The 19,810-nt window shown below is 40.7% G+C and carries 22 protein-coding genes; 13 read left to right on the plus strand and 9 right to left on the minus strand.

What is annotated here, in order from left to right; translation table 11 throughout:
* Positions 1-30: 30 nt before the first annotated feature.
* A complete protein-coding gene (locus tag LPTSP_RS06720; protein WP_108928035.1) occupies positions 31-1,674 on the plus strand; it encodes a TolC family protein in 1,644 nt (547 codons plus the stop codon).
* 12 nt (positions 1,675-1,686) lie between these two features.
* Here LPTSP_RS06720 and LPTSP_RS06725 read toward each other — a convergent pair whose 3' ends face one another.
* Entirely contained in the window at positions 1,687-2,625 is a 939-nt protein-coding gene (locus LPTSP_RS06725) for a cytochrome-c peroxidase (protein WP_108928036.1), read from the minus strand.
* Between the two features lie 154 nt (positions 2,626-2,779).
* On the opposite strand from LPTSP_RS06725, the gene LPTSP_RS06730 reads away from it, so the two are divergent.
* From LPTSP_RS06730 to LPTSP_RS06745, 4 genes are all read left to right on the plus strand, one after another.
* A complete protein-coding gene (locus LPTSP_RS06730; RefSeq protein WP_108928037.1) occupies positions 2,780-3,967 on the plus strand; it encodes an NAD(P)/FAD-dependent oxidoreductase in 1,188 nt (395 codons plus the stop codon).
* On the plus strand, positions 3,964-4,959 hold the full coding sequence (locus tag LPTSP_RS06735) for a sigma-70 family RNA polymerase sigma factor (protein ID WP_108928038.1): 996 nt from the start codon (positions 3,964-3,966) through the stop codon (positions 4,957-4,959). Before LPTSP_RS06730 ends, LPTSP_RS06735 begins: the two co-directional genes overlap by 4 nt.
* A gap of 156 nt (positions 4,960-5,115) precedes the next feature.
* Positions 5,116-5,952, plus strand: a complete 837-nt coding sequence (locus LPTSP_RS06740; RefSeq protein WP_108928039.1) for an alpha/beta fold hydrolase — start codon at positions 5,116-5,118, stop codon at positions 5,950-5,952.
* 84 nt (positions 5,953-6,036) lie between these two features.
* A complete protein-coding gene (locus LPTSP_RS06745) occupies positions 6,037-6,627 on the plus strand; it encodes a Crp/Fnr family transcriptional regulator (RefSeq protein WP_108928040.1) in 591 nt (196 codons plus the stop codon).
* A gap of 57 nt (positions 6,628-6,684) precedes the next feature.
* Here the strand turns inward: LPTSP_RS06745 and LPTSP_RS06750 are convergent, their stop codons facing one another.
* From LPTSP_RS06750 to LPTSP_RS06760, 3 genes are all read right to left on the minus strand, one after another.
* Positions 6,685-7,848 carry an acyl-CoA dehydrogenase family protein gene (locus LPTSP_RS06750; RefSeq protein WP_108928041.1) on the minus strand — a complete coding sequence of 388 codons (1,164 nt, stop codon included), beginning with the start codon at positions 7,846-7,848 and terminating at the stop codon, positions 6,685-6,687.
* Positions 7,849-8,050: 202 nt separating this feature from the next.
* Positions 8,051-9,577 carry an FAD-dependent monooxygenase gene (locus LPTSP_RS06755; RefSeq protein WP_108928042.1) on the minus strand — a complete coding sequence of 509 codons (1,527 nt, stop codon included), beginning with the start codon at positions 9,575-9,577 and terminating at the stop codon, positions 8,051-8,053.
* On the minus strand, positions 9,574-10,128 hold the full coding sequence (locus LPTSP_RS06760) for a TetR/AcrR family transcriptional regulator (RefSeq protein ID WP_108928043.1): 555 nt from the start codon (positions 10,126-10,128) through the stop codon (positions 9,574-9,576). Before LPTSP_RS06760 ends, LPTSP_RS06755 begins: the two co-directional genes overlap by 4 nt.
* A 342-nt stretch (positions 10,129-10,470) precedes the next feature.
* Here LPTSP_RS06760 and LPTSP_RS06765 point away from each other — a divergent pair, with 342 nt between their 5' ends.
* From LPTSP_RS06765 to LPTSP_RS06775, 3 genes are all read left to right on the plus strand, one after another.
* Positions 10,471-10,947, plus strand: a complete 477-nt coding sequence (locus tag LPTSP_RS06765; RefSeq protein WP_108928044.1) for a hypothetical protein — start codon at positions 10,471-10,473, stop codon at positions 10,945-10,947.
* A 350-nt stretch (positions 10,948-11,297) separates the two neighbouring features.
* Complete coding sequence (locus tag LPTSP_RS06770) at positions 11,298-11,693, plus strand: DUF1761 family protein (RefSeq protein ID WP_108928045.1); 396 nt, start codon at positions 11,298-11,300, stop codon at positions 11,691-11,693.
* Positions 11,690-12,094 carry a hypothetical protein gene (locus tag LPTSP_RS06775; RefSeq protein WP_108928046.1) on the plus strand — a complete coding sequence of 135 codons (405 nt, stop codon included), beginning with the start codon at positions 11,690-11,692 and terminating at the stop codon, positions 12,092-12,094. The genes LPTSP_RS06770 and LPTSP_RS06775 overlap by 4 nt, the downstream gene beginning before the upstream one ends.
* An 8-nt stretch (positions 12,095-12,102) precedes the next feature.
* On the opposite strand, the gene LPTSP_RS06780 is transcribed toward LPTSP_RS06775, so the two are convergent.
* From LPTSP_RS06780 to LPTSP_RS06795, 4 genes are all read right to left on the minus strand, one after another.
* On the minus strand, positions 12,103-13,044 hold the full coding sequence (locus tag LPTSP_RS06780; protein ID WP_108928047.1) for an MBL fold metallo-hydrolase: 942 nt from the start codon (positions 13,042-13,044) through the stop codon (positions 12,103-12,105).
* Positions 13,045-13,109: 65 nt separating this feature from the next.
* Positions 13,110-14,282: a CaiB/BaiF CoA transferase family protein gene (locus LPTSP_RS06785; protein WP_108928048.1), complete on the minus strand. Its 1,173-nt coding sequence runs from the start codon at positions 14,280-14,282 to the stop codon at positions 13,110-13,112.
* Between the two features lie 87 nt (positions 14,283-14,369).
* Positions 14,370-15,236: a polysaccharide deacetylase family protein gene (locus tag LPTSP_RS06790; protein ID WP_108928049.1), complete on the minus strand. Its 867-nt coding sequence runs from the start codon at positions 15,234-15,236 to the stop codon at positions 14,370-14,372.
* Positions 15,237-15,433: 197 nt separating this feature from the next.
* Positions 15,434-15,811 (minus strand): DMT family transporter, encoded by a 378-nt coding sequence (locus LPTSP_RS06795; protein WP_108928050.1) that lies wholly within the window; start codon positions 15,809-15,811, stop codon positions 15,434-15,436.
* Positions 15,812-15,955: 144 nt separating this feature from the next.
* On the opposite strand from LPTSP_RS06795, the gene LPTSP_RS06800 reads away from it, so the two are divergent.
* Entirely contained in the window at positions 15,956-16,783 is an 828-nt protein-coding gene (locus LPTSP_RS06800; RefSeq protein WP_108928051.1) for an alpha/beta fold hydrolase, read from the plus strand.
* A 15-nt stretch (positions 16,784-16,798) separates the two neighbouring features.
* Positions 16,799-17,581, plus strand: a complete 783-nt coding sequence (locus LPTSP_RS06805) for a helix-turn-helix domain-containing protein (RefSeq protein WP_108928052.1) — start codon at positions 16,799-16,801, stop codon at positions 17,579-17,581.
* Between the two features lie 70 nt (positions 17,582-17,651).
* On the opposite strand, the gene LPTSP_RS06810 is transcribed toward LPTSP_RS06805, so the two are convergent.
* Positions 17,652-18,188 carry an Mpo1 family 2-hydroxy fatty acid dioxygenase gene (locus LPTSP_RS06810; RefSeq protein ID WP_108928053.1) on the minus strand — a complete coding sequence of 179 codons (537 nt, stop codon included), beginning with the start codon at positions 18,186-18,188 and terminating at the stop codon, positions 17,652-17,654.
* Between the two features lie 153 nt (positions 18,189-18,341).
* On the opposite strand from LPTSP_RS06810, the gene LPTSP_RS06815 reads away from it, so the two are divergent.
* Genes LPTSP_RS06815 through LPTSP_RS06825 form a run of 3 tightly spaced genes read left to right on the plus strand, consistent with a single transcriptional unit; the run spans position 18,342 to position 19,767 of the window.
* Positions 18,342-18,521, plus strand: coding sequence for a tautomerase family protein (locus LPTSP_RS06815; protein WP_108928054.1), 180 nt, complete (start codon positions 18,342-18,344; stop codon positions 18,519-18,521).
* Positions 18,522-18,523: 2 nt separating this feature from the next.
* Positions 18,524-19,348, plus strand: coding sequence for a YdcF family protein (locus LPTSP_RS06820; protein WP_108928055.1), 825 nt, complete (start codon positions 18,524-18,526; stop codon positions 19,346-19,348).
* A gap of 8 nt (positions 19,349-19,356) precedes the next feature.
* Positions 19,357-19,767, plus strand: coding sequence for a cytochrome c maturation protein CcmE domain-containing protein (locus LPTSP_RS06825; protein WP_108928056.1), 411 nt, complete (start codon positions 19,357-19,359; stop codon positions 19,765-19,767).
* The last annotated feature ends 43 nt before the right edge of the window (positions 19,768-19,810 follow it).

The following is a 19,810-nucleotide window of genomic DNA, read 5'->3' on the forward strand; positions in this document are numbered from 1 at the left end:
AACCATGCTCCGTAGGAAGACCAACGACATATGCTTAGGCCTGCAAATATTCCTTCGTTAAGGAAATTTTATCTGCGACTCTTGCTTGTCGGAGCTTTCGGTTTTCCAGCTTCCCAGTTCGCCCAAGAGTTAGACCCATCCTTTCAAAATAGGCCTAGAGTTCTTAAACTCACTTTGAAAGAAGCGGTCAATTATGTCCTAGCGAATAATATCACAGTTAGAAACGCTGGGATGGAATTCGTAAAAGCGGATACTGCCGAGTTAAAAAATCTATCTCAATATGCATGGACGCTGGTCGGCGGTTTTTCGAAAACAAAAACTACTCTTCCTCTGAATAATAATAACGTTCTCTCCGGAACAAAGATCTCAAACGATAGGGTGAACGTAGGGATCCAAAAAAACTTCGAAACCCAGACATATTTCAGTTTAGAGCTCAGCCATACTCGATTCGACGCGGACGCATTCGAGACCCAGGCAGCCGCATCCAGATTAGGTGCAGTTGGTTCTTATTTAGCAGCCCCTCCTCAATACACAGATGCTCTGACTGTAACTCTTGGTCAGGAACTTTTAAAGTATTCTTTCGGCCAAACTGAGAAAGAAAAACAAAAAGTACTGAAACAAAATGCAGTCATTCGTAGGGACGAGCTAGTCAATATTCTAGCACAGCTTGTAGTAAAAACTTTGGTAGATTATTGGAGCTTAAGTGTTTACGATTCTCAGGTAGAGACATTCGATAGATTAGAAAAGAATACCAAAAACATCCGGGATCTAACCGTTAGAAAACGGAACCTAGGTCTTTCCGAAGGATTCGAAGTGAATCAATGGAATAGCGCTCTTACTCAGACTGAAAATAGTTTAGAAAGAGCAAGACTTGCCAGATCGGAAGCGGAAAGGAATTTGATCCGTGTTTTAAACGTAGATCCTAGTTCTAAAATTTCCGGGATCACCGACCTTCAAGAAAAAGTTCCGAACGATATCAATCCTAGTAAAGATTATCAATACGCTTTGGATCATAGAATAGATCTAAAAAATTTGATCCGCCAAAGACAGATCGCAGAGTTAGAGCTGAAGATCAAAAATGCGGAAGATATGCCCTCTCTAAAAATTACAGGAAGTTATTCCACAAGAGGCCAGACCTTTTTAAATCCTCAGACGAACTATGTGAATCCTGAAACCGGGATGATGTCTTTTAAATATCCCGAAAAAACTTTAAATTTCGCACTTTCTTATCCTCTCTTCGATACAGGGATCCAAACCGATATCAGAGATGCGAAACTCAAATTGGATATTTTGGCAAAACAAGAAACCGAATTGAGAACTCTGATTAAAGAAGAATTGGACAATAGATATTATGCGATCGTTGCAGGACAGGAACTTCTGGAAACCGCAAACACTCGAAAAGAAGAAGCGGAGAAGTTCTACAGAGGTGTCCAAGCACGCTTCAATCAGGGTAGATTCACCGCAGTATTGGTAAAATCCGCTTTGGACGGTTTGATCCAAGCCGAGCTACAAGTGGCCCAAGCAAGGATCAACTTTAACGTGGATATTATCCGCTACGAACTGGCAAGAAATTCCGTTTTTGAAAAGTTCGGAGTGAATGTAGATGAGATCGTAGACACCATCATCAAAAACGAAGTAGCAAAAGCACAGCAGGCTACTCCTTCCAACAATTAATTTTAGAATCTATTAAGCTTTTGGAATAGAAGGGATTTCCCATTGAATGGGTTCTCCTTCTAATGCTTTTAAGAATTCGATCAAATCCTTTTTGTCCTGATCGGAAAGCTCCGCAGGTCTTAACATCGGATCATGTACCGCTTTGGAATGTCCGCCTTCCGCAAAATGGTTCACAGTATCTTCTATCGATCCAAAAATCCCGTTATGCATGAAAGTTTTCTTTTTGGTAACATCCCTCAAAGTAGGTGTTCTAACCTTATCCTTGATCCCTGCAAGACCGGTCGTATGCAATTCAGAATCGGAAAAATTAGGACCTTGGTGACATTGGATACATTTTGCCTTGTTCTGGAAAACGTTCCAACCTCTGATCTGAGCAGGAGTCAAAGCAGTCTCCTCTCCCATCACAAATTTATCGAAATTAGAATTTTTACTCACAATCGTTCTTTGAAAGGTAGAAAGCGCTAAAACGATCCTTTCTCCAGAAATTTCAGGATCTCCATAAGCCTTTTCGAAAAGTTCCTTATATCCTTGGATAGAAGAGATCCTTTGTATGAGCTTTGTTTCATTCTGGAATAATAGCTTAGAATGTACTTTTTCTTTTACGATATCTTCTAGCTCTTTTGCTTCTGGATCCTTAAATACATCTTTATACAATGCGACATTTGTGAGAGAAGGAGCAGGATTATGGATCTTAGTACGAGGGAAACCTTCGGAAGGTGAGGAGGTATTATGACAACTCGCGCAACTTACATCTTGATTAAAGGAAAGCCTTGGATCGAAATATAAGGTTTTACCCAGCTCTACCTTTTCTTGGTTGAACGGATTATTACTTGGATGGATTACATTTTTAACAACAAATCCTTCCAGTTCAGGGATAGGCTTTTTTTCCTTACATACGATCAATCCTAAGATCGAAACCAAGGAAAGGATCAGGAAAAAATTACGCTTCATAATTCCTTATCCAGGATGCTCAAAAGAATGCCTCTGTCAATCTCCTAATGAAAACCCTTCCAAAAGTCGCCTGAGACCTCTTCTCAAAGAAAATAGAAAACACTGTCACAAGAAATGACCGAGACTCGTCTTGCTTGTAGAACCGGAGGCAAGTATGTCAAAGAAGAAGGTATTGATCGTAGGGGGAGGTTATGCAGGGATCGCGGCGGCAAATAGATTGTCCCGCAAAAATTCAGCGGTAGAAATTACGTTGATCACGGCAGAGCCGACCTTTAGAGAAAAGATCAGAAACCACCAAGTCATCGCAGGGACTAAGGGAAAAGATTTCCAGATCCGAAATTTGTTAAATCCAAAGGTAAGTCTTATCATCCAAAGAGTCGAAAAAATATTTCCGAAAGAGAACAAAGTACTCTTAAATGACGGGACCTATTTTGAATACGATTACCTGGGTTATACTGCAGGAATGAGAGCAGGAGATCCGGGCACTAAAGGGATCAATTATTTCTCAGTCGCAAGTTTCCAGGATTCTGAACGTTTGAGAAAGGAATTGGCCAAGCATCCTGAAGCAAAAATCACCGTATTAGGTGGAGGACTTTCAGGGATCGAAGTAGCAACAGAACTTGCGGAAAATTATCCACTCGCAAAAATAACACTTTTGGATTCGGATAAGATAGGCAAAAATTTCTCCTCAAATGCAGTTCTCTATATGAAAGAAGTCCTGAAAAATCTGAAAGTGGATCTGATTGAAGGAGAAAGAGGAGAATATCTATTAGAAAATAAGATCAAAACTTCTAATGGAATCCAAGTCCCTCACGATTATTGTGTGATCTCCGCTGGACTTGTGGCATCCGACCTGGGAAAAAATTCGGGATTAGAAGCAAATAAGATCGGCCAGATATACTTGACCGAGTATATGCAGGTTCCTGAATATTCTAATATTCTAGGTGCAGGAGATGGAGTGAAAGTTCCTGGAGAAGAATATTCTTATTTAAGAATGGCCTGTGCAACGGCACTTCCTATGGGAATTTATCTGGGAGAAAGGATCTCAAATCTAATAGGGAAAAAATCTGAAATAGGGCAAAAACCTTTTCAATTAGCATATGTGGGACGTTGCGTGAGTTTAGGAAGAAAAGAAGGACTATTCCAATTCCTAAACTACGACGATAGCCCTAAGGAAAAAATTTGGACAGGAAGATTAGGAGCCATTGTGAAAGAGCTAATTTGTAAATTCACAGTCTTCTCCTTTAAGGCCGAAAAATATTTCGATTTTTATGTAATCCCCACACCTAAAGAAAAAACTTTAGTCAAAGAAAACGAAAGATTAGTAACGGCAGAAAAATGAGCACCCAAGAAAGACTAGATCAATTCATAGAAAACAAAGGTTTGGTCTTCGGAATCGCCTATAAGATGACAGGGAGTGTGGTAGAAGCAGAGGATATAGTGCAGGAAACTTTTCTGAGATGGGAAAAATCCAAGGAAGAAAAGATCAGATCTCCAAAAGCATTCTTATCCACCGTTGCAGCCAGACTCTCTCTGGATTCTTTAAGAAAAGCAAAAAGAAAAAGGGAAACTTATATCGGTCCTTGGTTACCGGAGCCGTTGGCTCCGGAACCTATGGAAGAAGAGCCGGATCCCGAAACATTAGATCTGGCATTCTTACATCTATTAGAAAAATTGAATCCGATTGAAAGAGCAGTTTTTTTGCTCAGAGAAAGTTTCGAGATGGGTTACGATTCCATTTCCAAAATTGTGGGAAAAAATCAAGAGAATTGCAGGCAAATCCTAAAACGAGCCAAAGAATCGCTCAAATCGGATCGCAAAAAATACGACGCGCCTTCCGAAAAAAGAAAGAAGATATTCCGTGATTTTTTACTCGCATCTTCCAAGGGAAAACCGGAACTACTTGTTCCTTTCTTGAAAGAAGAAATCGTTCTTTGGTCTGATGGTGGTGGAAAGGTAAATGCCGCCAGAATTCCGATCATTGGAAAAGAACGGGCTTCCCATTTCTTCATCCGAACAGGTAGTAACAAGCTCAAATACACTCTGGATTTTTATTTTGGAATGGTGAACGGAGCGGAAACATTAATCGGTTATTACAAAGACCAACCGGCTTATATGCAAAGCTTCCTTATAGACGAAGATGGGATCTCTAAAATTTATTCGGTTCTCAACCCAGATAAATTAGGATCAATGCAGAATAAACAAAAATTAATAGATGAGGGTCTGATCTATCCTCTAGAAAACTTCTTATTATTCCCTCATACATATCGTAAGAAGGTCGCAAAATGGTTAAACCCAGTCGCTAAATTAGTCAAATGGGCCATTGTAAGATGAAAACCGATTAACATAGGATAATCCGTTTATCAGCAGATCCCCTTCTCCTTTCTTGACTTGTAGTCTTCTTTAAGAGAAGATCCGAGTATGAAACGAACACTAACGACAAGTCTATTACTCGGCTTGTTATTTATTCAATGCAGTGGAGGAGAAAAGATGGAAACTGTTTTAGAAAACAAAACTACATCCCCAAAATTGCCCAGCGGATATTATTCTTCTAAATTAGGAAAGATTGCCTATTGGATAGAAGGAAAAGGAAAACCGATCTTCTTACTCCACTCCGCAGGACATGATCATAACGATTTCGAATCCATCCTACCGAGTTTATCAGAAAAATATAAAGTAATCTCCCTGGACTGGCCAGGTCACGGCTTATCCGAAAATCCGCAACCAGCGACTTCCGCTTCTGCAGTAGAGTATGCAGAAATATTACCTGACCTGGTCCAACAATTGGCTCCGGAAGGCGGGATATTTATAGGGAACTCCTTAGGAGGATTTGCATCCATGAACCTTGCCGTCCAAAGACCGGAACTGGTAAAAGGACTAGTGATCGTAGACTCCGGAGGATTAAACGATCCTGACTGGATCACTAAAAGTTTTGCAGGATTAAAATCCAAGGTATGGTTTACCGGACTCGTTTGGAACTTCTTCCCAAACCATTATATAAAGATCAGAAACAAATATACAGAGTCCATTCTAACCAGGATCAAAGAAAGAGAAAATGTAGAAGGAGCAAAAGAAGTGAATGCCTCCATCTGGAAAAGTTTTTTAGACGAAAGACATGACCTAAGAGAAAAAGTCTCCCAAATCCAAGCGCCCACATTGATCGTATGGGGAGAATATGATCCGGTTATAGATCCCAAACTTGCACTCAGACTTCACGAAAAAGTAAAAGGTTCAAAACTCGTGTATCTAAAAACGGGACATGTACCTTTTGCGGAAAACCCTCAGGAATTCCTGAAGACAGCTCTCCCCTTTTTGAATTCCATATGATTGTTTTTGGATTTTTCCAATAAATAGATTTGTAAAATTTCCGTTTGCGGACTTTCTTAAGAGAAATCCGTTAGCGGGAATTGTATGGATCAGAAAGATCTTGATTGGGAAAAAATCTACCAGACCGTGAACCGAATCTCTCCTATTCCAAAAGAAGTTTGGAAAAAGTCTGAACAACTATACACGGTTCGCAAATTAGAATACGGGGATTTTCTGATCAAACAAGGAGCCAAACCCACAGAGTTCGCTTTCGTATTCTCAGGAGTTTTGAGAGAATATTATCTCACTGACCAGGGAAACGAGTACATCAAAAGTTTTAATTTTCCGGGAGACTTTACAGGATCTTATTTCGACCTGCTTACTGAACAACCTTCCACTTGTAATATCCGAGCAATCACAGATTGCGAACTTGCAGTAGCAAAGTTTTCAGAATTCAGAAAACTTTTCTCCCAAGACATCGTTTGGGAAAGACTTGGTCGGATTTTCGCTGAAAACTTATTCTTAAAAAAAGCAAGAAGAGAATACGAACTCTTGGCGCTCAGCGCAGAAGAAAGATATGATCTACTTTTAGAATCCAGACCGGATATAGAAGATATTGTCCCCCAGTATCATATCGCTTCCTATTTGGGGATCACACCTGTTTCCTTAAGCAGGATTAGAGCGAAGAGAAAATAAAAAAGGCGCCGGAATCCGACGCCTTTTAGAAAAATTTTCTAATTTAGAAAATTCTAATTATTTAGCAGAAGCTGCCTCACGGATCACATAAGCTGCGATCTCGTTCTTTTGGATTTGAGTGGTTCCTTCGAAGATACAAAGGATTTTTGCATCTCTCATCAGTTTTTCAACTGGATACTCTTTAGTGTATCCGTATCCGCCGAAAATTTGGACCGCGTCAGTAGCCGCTTTCATTGCGGTTTCAGAACAATATGCTTTCGCAATTGCGGAATATTTCGGAAGACGAGGATCATCAGCGTCGGACATACGAGCGGAAAGATAACAGATCTGACGAGCTGTTTCCACACCGATAGACATATCTGCAAGCATGTGCTGAACAGCTTGGAAGCTGGAAATTTTGGAACCGAACTGCTCTCTCTGACGAGCATATTTAGAAGCGTGATCTAAAGCAGCTTGAGCAACACCAACTCCCATAGCAGCAACGTATGGACGAGAAGCGTTCAGAGTTTGAAGAGCGTAGATGAATCCAAGATTTTCTTTTCCGATCATAGTAGCTTCTTCAACTGCACAATCTTCAAAGATGATCTGACGAGTGTCAGATGCACGAATTCCTAGTTTATCTTCTTTTTTACCAACGATCAAACCTGGGGTATCACGTTTTACGTAGAAGCAGGAAACTCCACGAGTTCCGCGACCTTTATCGGTATAAGCAAAAACTGTATATGCTCCAGCGCTACCACCACCAGTGATCCATTGTTTAGTTCCGTTAATGACCCACTTGTCGCCTTTTTTAACGGCAGTAGTGCTCATACCCGGAACGTCAGAACCTGCACCAGGCTCGGAAAGACAGAAAGAAACTCCGTATTCTCCGTCGATAACCGGTTGAAGCCATTTTTTCTTTTGTTCGTGGCTTGCACCTTTCATGATTGGAAGGATACCAAGGCCAGTATAACCGAAGCAAAGGCTGATTCCAAGGCATCCTCTGGAAAGCTCTTCAGTTACTAAACACTGCTCTACGGAACCAAGTCCCCATCCACCGTATTCTTCGGGGATAGTGAGTCCATTGACTCCTAACTCGGTTCTCATTCTATTGATAAGTTCTTCTGGATGTTTGTTTTCTTCGTCCCAGTGGATTGCAACTTCGTGGGTGATCTCCTTCTTAACGAAGCTGCGGATCGTGTCCCTAATCTCGATTTGTTGCTCAGTCAGTTCCTGATACATCTTTTCCCTTCTTGCGAGAGTTTCTAATCCTAATTTTTCGCCAGGGTCGATTCAATCAAGAAAAACATGGCTGATTAAGCGTTCATTTTAGCCCTAATGGGACAGAATTCTTGGAAATCTCGTTATTTTCCTAGGTTTTGGCGATCCGAAAGCATATAAAAAACAGAACGTTCGTTCTGTTAATGATTCTCTCATATAATTTTCAGGAAATAAATTGAGTAAACCATTTGGAAGCAGCTTTCTTGATAGATTGCTCATCGGGTTCGCCATCAGAAGCCCAAGCAATTACCCCGTCAGGACGTATCAATACACTACTTAAGCCTAATCGTTCATTTGCTGGTCCAGAAACGTATTTTATTCGATCTCCGTATTCATTTGCCAAAGTTTTAAGGGAAGGATTTGTATCAAAATCGAGAAGTATTCCGTGGCCGTCCTGCATAAATTCGCCAATCCTTCTGCCATCTATAAACTCAAAGTTCGGGACGCTATACCCTACGAAAGGATGAGTCCCATCTAGATCATAATGAGTGAAAATACCCCATACCCTTCCCGCCATATAGGTGGCGGCATCGCGAGTGTCCATTAGATCGCGAATGATAGAGTTCAGTGCACGTGCCTCTACATTTGGCTTCATGATCATAACCTGAGCCCGCGACCAATCCAGAACTTGGGCACCTATCGGAAATCGTTCCGTATGATAACTGTTCAGCAAATCTTCCGGCGCTTTGTTTTGGATGGTTGCGGCAAGTTTCCATCCCAAGTTCATTGCATCGCCCAATCCAAGGTTCAGTCCTTGGCCTCCCAAAGGAGAATGGATATGTGCTGCATCCCCGGCCAAAAGGATCCTTCCATTTCGATAGCTCGTAGCCTGTCTTGCTCTGTCCGTCCAAGTTGTTGCGAAATGAAGTGTGGTGACAGTAACATCCGTGTTCGAGATTCGACGAAGAACCTCTTGCACATGTTCTTTTGTAATCGGTTTTTCAGAATTATGAAATGCACCGCCATCAAAATCCTGAATAATGATGAATCCAGGTTGAGATTGCAAATACATACCTGTTTGTGTTAGGTTACGTCCCGAGCCAAGTTTCTCCGGATCGGCGATATCAACCTTAGTAGAATAGCCTGTAAATTCCGGTTCTGTACCTGCGAATTCAAAACCTCCCGACTTGCGGACAATACTACGAGCTCCATCACAACCCACAAGCCATCGACCATTAAAGGTTTGTTCACCTGATTGAACAGTTACTCCCTCCTCTGTTTGATGAAAGGAAGTCAATGCGAGCCCTCGCATAATTTCTACACCTAAGGTTAGTGCACGACGTGTCAGAACAGTTTCAATCTCTTCCATTTCAGATATCAAATTGGTTTCAGTAGAACTTGGCAAACGTTGCCACTGTGAAGTGTCGATATTGCCTTCATGAAATGGAATACCGGCGAAATGGCCTACCTGACGACGCGGTCCTTGTTGAACCGCGGTTGCATGAGGATTTTTTAGACGCTTATGAATCTCAAGTTCACCTAATAATCCGCGGCGATACAGAGCTTCGATAGTAGGAGAAGAGAGTCCCCTTATACCGAAGGGGAGCTTTTTCATTGGTGAGTTTGGATTATCTGCTTTTTCTAATATAAGAACTCCACATTTGGCCAGCGCCAATTCACAAGCTAGGAAAAGTCCAACTGGGCCAGCGCCGGAAATAATGACATCGTAAATAGATTGGCCTTGTTTCACTTATTCCATCCATTCTTCAAAACCTTAAATGTGAGACCTAAGGTTTCCTTAGGGGACGGTGAGTTACACGCAAAACTCACTCCTTCTAAGATCAATTTTGCGACACATTCCGCTTCGATTTTATTCGCACCCGAATCGTTTTGAATTTCTTTAGCCAAGGTATTTTCATAGCGGGCCCATAGCCCGCGCAAATAGGAAGTAAGTTCAGGAGAAGATCTAATGAGTTTCCCAAATCCGGAGAAGGTCTTCTTATCGGGCGGATTGAATAGTTTACTCGAGAAAAAATATTGCTGGAGAGCATCCAGGATGGATTGGCCTTTTTTCCGATCTCGGATCGCTACCAAGATATCGTGATCTATTTCGTCCTCAAGATCAAAAATAAGAGACTCTTTAGTCGGGAAATAATTGAAAAGTGTAGTAACTGCGACCTCCGCTTTTTCGGCTATCTCAGTAATGGTGACCGCGTCGTATCCTTTTTCAATAAAGAGATCACGAGCAATATCTGAAATGAGTTTTCGAGTTTTGGCTTTCTTTATTTCACGTAATCCCATCCTGGAAATCGCCCCCATACCTGAAGTCAGTGTCAATTTTATGCGACATCAAATTTAAATCAAGCATAATGTTGTAGTTACTACATTTTTATACTTGATTCGAAAATCTATTCATTCTGGTGGTGAAAAATAGAAATGCAAATTCCTACTTGAATTTACTTCTTCGGATCTTAAGCTCCGAGAGATATGCATTTACTCATTTCCTTCGGCTTATTCTTTACGTTTATTATAGGCTCATTTGTTTTTTCCTTTTTGGATCGTCGCAGAATTCGAAAAGAATTTGCGAGCCCATCCGGAAAGCTTCTCTCACCGAATGACCGTATTGTTGCGAACCGAAATAAGATGTTATTTATCGGAATTGCATTAATCCTTTTTGGAGGTCATGCGGTCGTTTTTGTCCGAATTAATGCAATATATATGATTGCCGTAAGTTTAATATTGATAATAGGTATTTTTGTTCTATTATTCCTTCTTATTAAGAGAACACCTTCTGGTTGGCTCCAATTCTCAGAAGAAGGGCTTACTATCGGTTTGCGCAACGGTAGTCACACAATTCCTTGGGCATCTTTCCAATCTTGGGAAGTGGCAGAGGTAGTCGGAAATATTTCAGTTCTGATTACCTTAAAAGAGCCGATCATAGAGTCGTTTCGAATAGAAAGTAGTGATCCAAATTACACGCTTAGAGTTCAGAAAATACTCTCTCAAAACTTTTCTATCTTCGAAGCACATGTGATGATCATGCTGGGGATTTGGAAGGCAGCTCCCGAGGATATTGTTTGTACTATAAGAAGATATACTAATGATATTGACCGGATTTAAAAGCGCGCCCCACCCTGCTTTGGGTGGGGGCCGGTGCGGTGGTACATGAAGCTGCTTTCGATATGATCGCTTCGTATTCATTCTATCTTCAGTCTCGTTTGGCCTCAATTCTTTCGGCCACCGACTCGCCAAAGACGGTCGTCTTCTCTCTCCTATTGTCGCTGCGAAGGGGGGCCGGTGCGGTGGTACACGAAGCTGCTTTACCACATTTTATTCCACTTAGCAAGAGAAAATCCCTCGTTCTACCTTGTTGGAATTCCTACAATAGAATTTAGATTCGGAAATTTGTTTACTTTAGAAAGTAAAAATGAATAAATATTCGCCTGAGGTAGTTTGTCGGGAGAGATTTCATGACACAAAGTATCATTGCACCTATCGTTTCCGGAATAGCCGGATTTATTTGCGCATTTCTTTTTAGCGGCCCTCTTTATTTCGGTCTTTCAAAATTTCTGAATTTACCTACACAAGAAGATAAGAAAAATCTTGGGTTCCGAATATTTTTGAATTTCTGCGTTTTCTTAGCCACGGCCTTTTCTCTCTCATTAATACTACAATATATGAGCCTACAAAATAAAGCTCATGGCCAATCGATTGCTTTCATCCTCTGGTTCGGATTCATATTCACGTCTAGCTCTATTGATGTGATATGGAAAGGGAAACATCTGAAGTTATGGATTTTTGAATCTATATCTTCTTTAATCACAATCCAAGTTTTAATGTTTGTTCTATTACTATTTTATAAATGAAACAAGCCCGTTTTCTTCTTACACTTGATTCTACCGGAGCATTAATCGTAGGAGTATTCATCTTTCTTTTCTCCTCTTTTATTTCGACCTTAAATGGATGGGACGAAAGTTTCATTCACATTGAAGGTTTTGTGAATTTGATATATGGCTCTTATTCCGGAATTCTACTATTGCTTTTCAGAAGAGGTCAACTTCATCGTATTTTTGTTTTGATCTTGATCATTGCAAATTCCCTTTGGGGTTTGCAATGTTTTGCCCAAGCATGGAGATTACAAGAAGAAGCCACCTATATCGGTACCGCAGTATTATTACTCGAAGGTATTTATCTATTGATATTAGCTTTTTTTGAAGTTAGGTTTGTTTTACCTCAGGGCGTTTCCAACTCGTCTCAAGTAGCGTAAGTAAAAATCTATTTAACAGGAGTAGGAATACTTTGATGTCCTGGATGGATCTGAATTTTCGGGAACTTAGCGGCTACCGTCTGCAACAAATTTAGGCTCGTTTTGTTCCTTTCCAAATCCTTGGTAAAATCTCCGGGAGTCACGTTATTCAGCCAACCCCAGCTAGTATGACAAGTATCTCCTGTAATTAGTTGGGCCCCATTAGTGGATTTTATTAAAAATGCGATACTACCCTCTGTATGTCCCGGAACGGAAATTATATAAAGAGATTGATCGCCGAAGAAATCTAAAAATCTAATTGGAGCACCTTCTCTTCCTAAGAAGTTCAATTCAGAAAGGGAAGTATCACGTCCAAGTAATGTATCCGTACTTCCTTGTACGAAAAGGTGTAGAAAACGAGAATCTCCCGGTTCGTTCTGTCCAGTATACACTGAAGTCCCCGCTGGAAAATCATGCGTTCCCAGAATATGATCTAAATGCAGATGAGTAAGGAAAATACCTTCTACTTTTTTCGGTTCTTTTTGCAGCCACTCCTTAATCGTAGTATGAATCTTGAGCTTACCTAGTTTCATTTGAGAAGCAACTATGCCTGAAACGGGCCATTCTTTTTTATCTTTGCGAAATATATCGCCAAGCCCGGTATCTATTACATATCTGCCGAACTTAGGATGATCAATTACATAAAAATAAATTTGGATCGGTTCCTCGCCGGATTGCAAACCCGCTGCGACGGCCTTTGGATCCTTTAAATTGATCAAACCCGCGCGTTCCGCCAACCAATCCGCTGCGACAATTTTTTTAAGGACAATCGGCCCTTTGTCAGAAGAATTTATATCTTGGATATCCACTGGAGTTCCTTTATTCACCAGAACGGAGCGATTAGAAGTAACTGCGCAAGCGGTTAGGATCCCGATTGAGATAAATGAAAAAATGATTCGTTGGATTTTCACGAGAGATAGACCTTATACATTTACGATAGTTCGAAAAGAATTTTGAATTCCGAATTATCTTTCAATTAAATTACTTTATCTTTCTTCAATTCTTCTATTTCTGCTTCGGAATAGCCTAAAGACTTTAAGATCTCTTGATTATGTTCGCCATGATCAGGAGGATCTGTCCTATAAGTCACCTTACTTTCCGAAAAAGGAAAAGGGGAACCGAATTGTATATAATCTCCGTACTGTTTATGGGTGCGATCCAGGATCATTCCCTTCTCTCTTAGCACTGGGTCTTTAGAAACTTCTTCCATGGTTTTGACCGGAGTGAGACAAGAATCAGGATTTTGGAATATAGGCTCCAAGTCCGAGAGGGTTTTAGAGGAGAAGTATTCCGTCAGGATCTTTTTCCATTCCGCAAAATGTGTTTCTGCAATCGGAACTTTTTCCAAATGTGTATCGAGACCGGACTGCCTTAAGAATGTTTTGAAAAACATTTCTTCCAATGCGCCTAATGCAACCCATCTTCCTTCTTTGGTTTTGTAGGTCGAATAGTTAGGCAATTTCCCCGATAATAATTCGTTTCCTCCTTCCGGATTTTTTCCTGTCGCGGAATAGATCCCTCCATACAAGGAGATGAACTGCAGAGACGCTTCCATCATGGAGACCGCAATCTTTTGGCCGCGGCCCGTTTTTTCCCGATAATACAATGCAGCTAGGATGGAAGAAAGAGCGGTTAATGTTCCTCCGCCTATATCGGCCAATTGAAATCCTGGTGCCTGTGGATTTTTTCCGGTTTGGTCCAATACTCCGGAAAGAGAAAGGTAATTCAAATCATGTCCTGCAAAATCTTTGTAAGCTCCGGAATCTCCGTAACCATAGATCCCACAATAGATCAGTCTTGGGAATTTTTCTTTTAGGTCATCGTAGCCGAGTCCCATTTTGGAAAGACCGTCGGGACGAAATCCTTCCAGCAATATATCAGCATCTTCTAATAGTTTGAATAAGATCTCTTTGGATTTTTCTCTTTTGAGATTGAGTGTGATCGCTTTTTTATTTCTGTTCAACATCAAATATAAGGAAGGCGCACCATTCTCTTTTTTGAACATCACTCTAGTAGCATCCATTGCTCTTGGATTTTCTACCTTGATGATCTCTGCTCCCATATCTCCTAAATACATGGAGCATAAAGGACCTGGCAGTAATAAGCTCAAATCTACTACCTTAACTCCTGAAAGTGGACCTTTGTTCATTTTTATGATTTCCTGAATATAAACTTCGGACCTGTTTAGATCCAGAATGTGGGATGAAAAGTGTTTTTTGTTTTTAAAAAACGGCGTTCAATCTGGGTCTTCTTCACTTAATTCTTCGCTAGTTTTTCCCCAACGCCATCTGGTATAATCTTCCGCAGTAGCGAAAGTATACCCTTCTGCTTTCAATTTTTCAATGATGAATGGTAGAACTTCTTTGGTGGTAGGATGTGTATCGTGGAATAAGATCACTACTCCTTGTCCTTCCGTTTTGGACACCAAGGAGTTATAGATCCGATCCATTTTCCTTCTGAACTTTTCATTGTCTGGATCTATCCTAGGCCCTTTTTCATACCATTCTCCTTTCACCCATTCTTTGGAATCTGTAGAATCGAATTCTTTAGTCCACATGAATACCAGACCTTTTCCTTGAAGTGCGGAACTTACTCTTTTTCGAGTGGTCTCGTTCTTGGTACTGATATAAGGAGATCCGAAAGGGGGACGTATCCATATTAGCTTTCCAGAATATTCTCCTAATTCGTTCTGGTATAATTTTTGATTTTCGTCCAATTGACTTTCTATTCTTTTTTCGGAAATACTTGCGAAGTTCTGGTGGCCAAGTGTGTGATTTCCGATCGTATGACCTTCTTCTTTCATTCTGATCAAGACGGTTTTGTATTTTCGGAAACTGTTCCCTCTTGTGCTAGCTTTAGGAAGCCAAGCACCACATACAAAAAACGTAGCTTTTATATTTTCCTTTTTGAGTACATCCAATACGTCGGAAGTCCAGTCAGAAGGTCCGTCATCGAATGTTAAGAAGGCAGTTTTGGGAGGAAGAGGATCTCCTTCATAATATCCGATGGGACCTTTTTTATGATCTGTCTGGATATATGTGGAAGTTTCGGAACTTGAGCAGTAGATTAGAAATACTAAAGATAAGGATATGGCAGTCTTCATAAAACTCATACCATCCTATAAAGTTAAAAAACTTTAAGCTTGGATCGGTTTGAATTTTTAGCTTATAGTCCGGCTCCCGGGCTTCAGGAGCGTAGCGACTATCCTCCTGTGATTAGACTCCAGGAGTAACGATCTCAGCCACATTTTGAGTTTGAGATCACTACTCTCTTCGGGTTAATATTTAATAACTTTATTACTTAAGCGAACATTTCCGCGGAGGTCAGCCAAACTCCTGCAAGTATCAAACCGATCCCTGTCCATTGGGTCCAGTTCAGTTCTTCCTTAAAGAACATTGCGGAAGCTACGAGCACGATGATAAATCCTGCAGATGTAAAGAGTGGATAAGCCAAGGATAATTTTAATCCGTTACCTAGTACCCATTTATAACCTAATAATGCGATCCCGAAAGAAACAAGTCCCGCGAAGAACACTGGATGTAAAAATGATTTGATCAATCCTTCTATTCCGGAAGCCGTACTTGTTTTATCTCCTAAAGAACTTGCCTTGATCAAAATGTTTGCTAAGGCATTGAAGAATAATGCGACTACGAAAATGATTATCACCGTTAATTTCATCTATCTCTCTCAAGAATTCGATTATTGTTTTCTTGTAATCTCCCCTTAGGAAGAGTGTATTATCCCTCTTTTGGGGATCGGTCGAAACTCCGAATTCCTGTCCATCGAAAGCAAAGGGAAAGAAATAGCAAGGGCAAATCTTGAATGGATAGAAAAACATTTAACTTCCGCGGGATCAAACTTTCTTATATAGATTCCGGTAACAAATCTTCTAATCCTATATTGATCGCTCATGCTAATGGATTTTCTGCAGGTTGTTATTCATTCTTCATCCAGAAACTTTCTGAAACTCACAGAGTGATTGCCTTGGATTTTTGCGGACACGGCGAATCAGAAGCAAACATGGAATGGAAGGATTGGTTTTTCTTTCGAGACCAAATTTTGGCTCTGATCGAAACGGAAGATTTGAAGAATGTTGTGGGACTAGGACATTCTTTAGGAGGAGCAAGCCTACTTCTTGCTTCTTATCAAAGACCGGACTACTTTCATAAAATTTTCGCGATGGATCCTGTAATATTAAATCTTGCTTACATTCTTCTCGGTTTAGCTTTCGATACTCCTTTAGCAAAAGGAGCTCTCAAGAGAAGAAAAGAATTTAAGGACCTAACTCTTGTAAAAAAAGCGTATAGAAAGACTCCTACATTTGCGAATTGGTCTGACGAGGTCTTCGAAGATTATTTGAAGTCATGTTTTAAAAAAGAAGGAGAGAAATGGGTCTTATGTTGTCCTCCTGAATTAGAGGCCAAAATTTTCAACTCGGTCAGTTTTTTAAGTTTATTCCAATATGGAAATATCAAGACGGAAACTCATATCACTATCCCCAGAAAATACGAAGTATGCTCTCCTTCAGCAGCTAAAAGGATTATCAAGGGAAATCCGAACTCAAGCTTAGAGTTATGGGATGATATTTCCCATTTTTTTCCGTTTGAGCGTCCCGAAAAAACCCTGGAAAGAATCATTCAAAAATTATAATCCGGTATTCGGGAAATGGAAGAATCTCAAATCGGAACCTTATTTTATTTCGGAGCCAGGGTATTCTTGGCCCAGAAAGGACTGACCACAGATCCTCACTCTCACTATGCGGTTTCCATTCTGATCTCTTTAACTTCTAAGTTCAAAGTGATCGAAGAATCGGGCAACGTGTTGGAGTTCCAAGCTGTTGTTCTGGCTCCCAATACTTATCATACTCTTTCTGCGGAAAATTCGGATATGATCGTTTTGCAGATCGATCCTTATGGTATCGACTATGCTTCCGTTGCTTCCAGATTTGGAAGAAAGGGAATCTCCGAGATCCCTTTTGAAAATTTAGAACCCGTTCTCTCCAGATGCAAAAATCTATTTCATGAAAAAGTAAATTGCCAAACTGCTAAAGAACTTTTCGAAGATATTCTTGCCTGTGTAGGAACCGAAAAACCTTCCAGGGTTTCTTTGGATCCCAGGGTTTTATCCGCAACTCTGAGGATGAAATCCGCCCTTCCCGGTTCTATCTCCGTTCCGGAACTTGCAAAAGAAGCGGGGTTTTCCGAAACAAGGTTTATGCATGTTTTCAAATTACAGATGGGTCTACCCGTCAGACAGTATCAACTTTGGTTGAGACTACATGAGGCGGCAAAACTTTTGAAAGAAGGCGGGAATCTTACCGAAGCTTCTCATGCTGCCGGTTTTGCGGACCAAGCACATTTAAGTCGGACCTTTAAAAGAATGTTCGGTGTGCAACCTTCTAAATTCTTAGGCGCAAACACGAATGTCGCAGTCCATTTTTGTGTGTAAGTTAAAGAATATTCTAAAAAAGAAAAGCGCCCGCTAGATCGCGGGCGTTCGCCTGAAGCAAGAGAGAATGTTAATGAGCAGTACTGAAGTCTTTGAGTTTGCCTTGTGCAGCTAATTCTTTACGAACTGCTTCTTGCACATCTTTTCTGTATCCCAATTCGAAGAACACATCTGCAATTACGAAAATAGGAGCAGATACAATCGCTTGGAACAAATTGTCGAACAACGCTGGACGGCTCTTTTCAAAAATAAAATGTCCGTAGAATTGTGCTCCCCAACCTATTAACTGAGCGACCGCAAAGATGCTCCATGCAGTGGTGGCAGTTAAAGACAGAGTAATGTACTGAGCCAAGAACATCAAAGAGCCGAACACAACTGTGGTTGCCAGAGCAAAAATAAAATCCAAGGTGAAATAGTAGGCAAGTACTACGATCCCGAATACGGTAGCAGCGGTTACTGTGTAACCGAAAACATTGATTAACTCTAATCTATTAAGCACCAAAAATAAGGTGAAGGTGATGGTAGGAACTCCTAATACGTGGATCCACACGTTTCTTTTTTCTTGGTGGTACGCAGAATAGAAGGCCATTTCCTTAGCGAATTTCATGGATAAAACTCCTCACAATTTCAGGTCCAGTATATACCCAATCCCTAGGTTTCGGCTTGAACGAACCTGCCATTTTTAGAAAAAAATCCGTTGCGTAATACCCGTTCGAAATAAACCATTGAGTCACCTTAATACACTTTAAACCAGGGATTTATGCCTTATATCAATCTAAAAGTTGCAGGACCACTCACTAAAGAGCAAAAACAGCAGATAACGAAAGAATTCACGGAAACTCTCACAAAAGTTGCCGCAAGACCTCCGGAATCCACCTATATCGTGATCGACGAAGTCGCAAGAGAGAATTGGGCTGTAGGCGGAAAACTCCTAGAATAAAAATGGATACGATCTTTTTCGCGGCCTCCAAACTCGCGGGGGCCTTCTTATTTCCCTTACCTGCTTCGCTACTCGCTTTATTATTTTTAGGACTCAGACTTCCTAAATTCAAATATAAGGTCTGGGTTTTATTTCCTACACTCGTTATCTGGGTTGCTTCCACAGATAGTTTTTCCCAATGGTTGGTTAAAGGCCTGGAAGAAAAACATCCTCCAATTCGTTTGGAAACTTTAGAAAACTCGGATGCAATTTTAGTTTTAGGCGGAGCGGTAGACAATCTTGCCTTATATGAACAACAGGTGCAGTTGACTTCCGCCGCAGAACGAATGACTGACGCTCTATTATTATTCCAAAAAAGAAAAGCTCCTCGTATCGTTTTTACCGGAGGCTCAGGGAATTTATTCTTCCAAACTAAAAAAGAATCCGACTTTGCTCTCCAATTTTTTCAATCTTTAGGAGTTCCTAACAAGGCTGTTTTTCTGGAGACTGAAAGCAGAAACACCAAAGAGAATGCGGAAAAAACGGCAGAACTTTTTCGCAAAAATAAATGGAAGTCCGCAATCTTGATCACTTCCGCATTTCATATGGAAAGATCCTTGTTGGTATTTGCAAATACCGGGATCAAGATCCATCCTTGGCCTACGGACTATAGGTCCAGGGTCAAAATACTGACCATAGACGATTTTATACCTTCTTCCCAAAGTTTGGAGAACACAAGTATTGCCTGGAAAGAGAGGATCGGGCTATTCGTTTACGGGTTCAGAGAGAGTATTTCCACTTTTCTTCCCCTCCGTATCCGATATCCTTGGTCTAAGGACTGGAATTAAACATATATATGAACGTGAAATTTACCGTGCTTGCGAGTATCATAGCACTTTCCTTAGGTACAATCGCATTCTTCTCTTCTAAAGAAACTTCTTATACTCTATTGGATGCGTCCGATCTGGCCGCAAATCCTGCTAAATACGAGCCGGACGATCTCTTAAGAGTAAGAGGATTCGTAAAATTAGGTTCACTGATCCGAGAAGGAAAAACTGCCAAGTTTGTTCTCCAACTAAACGAAAAAGAAGTGCCTGTTTTTTTTACAGGGGCTACATTATTACCGGACGCATTTAAAGAAGGCACTAGAGCCAGAGTGGACGGAGTTTGGAAAAACGGAGTTATAGTCGCAGATAAGGTGGAAGCAAAATGTGCCTCCAAATATGAAGCCGGTTATAAGGGAGAAGGCGAAGATAAAGAATACTAATATTATATTTTCATAACGAAAAGATCTGTTTGATCCATTTCGT

The sequence above is a fragment of the Leptospira johnsonii genome (assembly GCF_003112675.1).
GTDB classification, from domain to species: Bacteria; Spirochaetota; Leptospiria; order Leptospirales; family Leptospiraceae; genus Leptospira_B; species Leptospira_B johnsonii.

Bases quoted from the DNA above. Each gene is read 5' to 3' on its own strand.
- LPTSP_RS06730 (WP_108928037.1), top strand. From the start codon at position 2,780: ATGTCAAAGAAGAAGGTATTGATCGTAGGGGGAGGTTATGCAGGGATC.
- LPTSP_RS06765 (WP_108928044.1), top strand. From the start codon at position 10,471: ATGTTATTTATCGGAATTGCATTAATCCTTTTTGGAGGTCATGCGGTC.
- LPTSP_RS06785 (WP_108928048.1), bottom strand. From the start codon at position 14,282: ATGAACAAAGGTCCACTTTCAGGAGTTAAGGTAGTAGATTTGAGCTTA.
- LPTSP_RS06825 (WP_108928056.1), top strand. From the start codon at position 19,357: ATGAACGTGAAATTTACCGTGCTTGCGAGTATCATAGCACTTTCCTTA.
- LPTSP_RS06770 (WP_108928045.1), top strand. From the start codon at position 11,298: ATGACACAAAGTATCATTGCACCTATCGTTTCCGGAATAGCCGGATTT.
- LPTSP_RS06790 (WP_108928049.1), bottom strand. From the start codon at position 15,236: ATGAAGACTGCCATATCCTTATCTTTAGTATTTCTAATCTACTGCTCA.
- LPTSP_RS06750 (WP_108928041.1), bottom strand. From the start codon at position 7,848: ATGTATCAGGAACTGACTGAGCAACAAATCGAGATTAGGGACACGATC.
- LPTSP_RS06805 (WP_108928052.1), top strand. From the start codon at position 16,799: ATGGAAGAATCTCAAATCGGAACCTTATTTTATTTCGGAGCCAGGGTA.
- LPTSP_RS06815 (WP_108928054.1), top strand. From the start codon at position 18,342: ATGCCTTATATCAATCTAAAAGTTGCAGGACCACTCACTAAAGAGCAA.
- LPTSP_RS06720 (WP_108928035.1), top strand. From the start codon at position 31: ATGCTTAGGCCTGCAAATATTCCTTCGTTAAGGAAATTTTATCTGCGA.
- LPTSP_RS06775 (WP_108928046.1), top strand. From the start codon at position 11,690: ATGAAACAAGCCCGTTTTCTTCTTACACTTGATTCTACCGGAGCATTA.
- LPTSP_RS06800 (WP_108928051.1), top strand. From the start codon at position 15,956: ATGGATAGAAAAACATTTAACTTCCGCGGGATCAAACTTTCTTATATA.
- LPTSP_RS06745 (WP_108928040.1), top strand. From the start codon at position 6,037: ATGGATCAGAAAGATCTTGATTGGGAAAAAATCTACCAGACCGTGAAC.
- LPTSP_RS06795 (WP_108928050.1), bottom strand. From the start codon at position 15,811: ATGAAATTAACGGTGATAATCATTTTCGTAGTCGCATTATTCTTCAAT.
- LPTSP_RS06740 (WP_108928039.1), top strand. From the start codon at position 5,116: ATGGAAACTGTTTTAGAAAACAAAACTACATCCCCAAAATTGCCCAGC.
- LPTSP_RS06810 (WP_108928053.1), bottom strand. From the start codon at position 18,188: ATGAAATTCGCTAAGGAAATGGCCTTCTATTCTGCGTACCACCAAGAA.
- LPTSP_RS06735 (WP_108928038.1), top strand. From the start codon at position 3,964: ATGAGCACCCAAGAAAGACTAGATCAATTCATAGAAAACAAAGGTTTG.
- LPTSP_RS06820 (WP_108928055.1), top strand. From the start codon at position 18,524: ATGGATACGATCTTTTTCGCGGCCTCCAAACTCGCGGGGGCCTTCTTA.
- LPTSP_RS06760 (WP_108928043.1), bottom strand. From the start codon at position 10,128: ATGGGATTACGTGAAATAAAGAAAGCCAAAACTCGAAAACTCATTTCA.
- LPTSP_RS06725 (WP_108928036.1), bottom strand. From the start codon at position 2,625: ATGAAGCGTAATTTTTTCCTGATCCTTTCCTTGGTTTCGATCTTAGGA.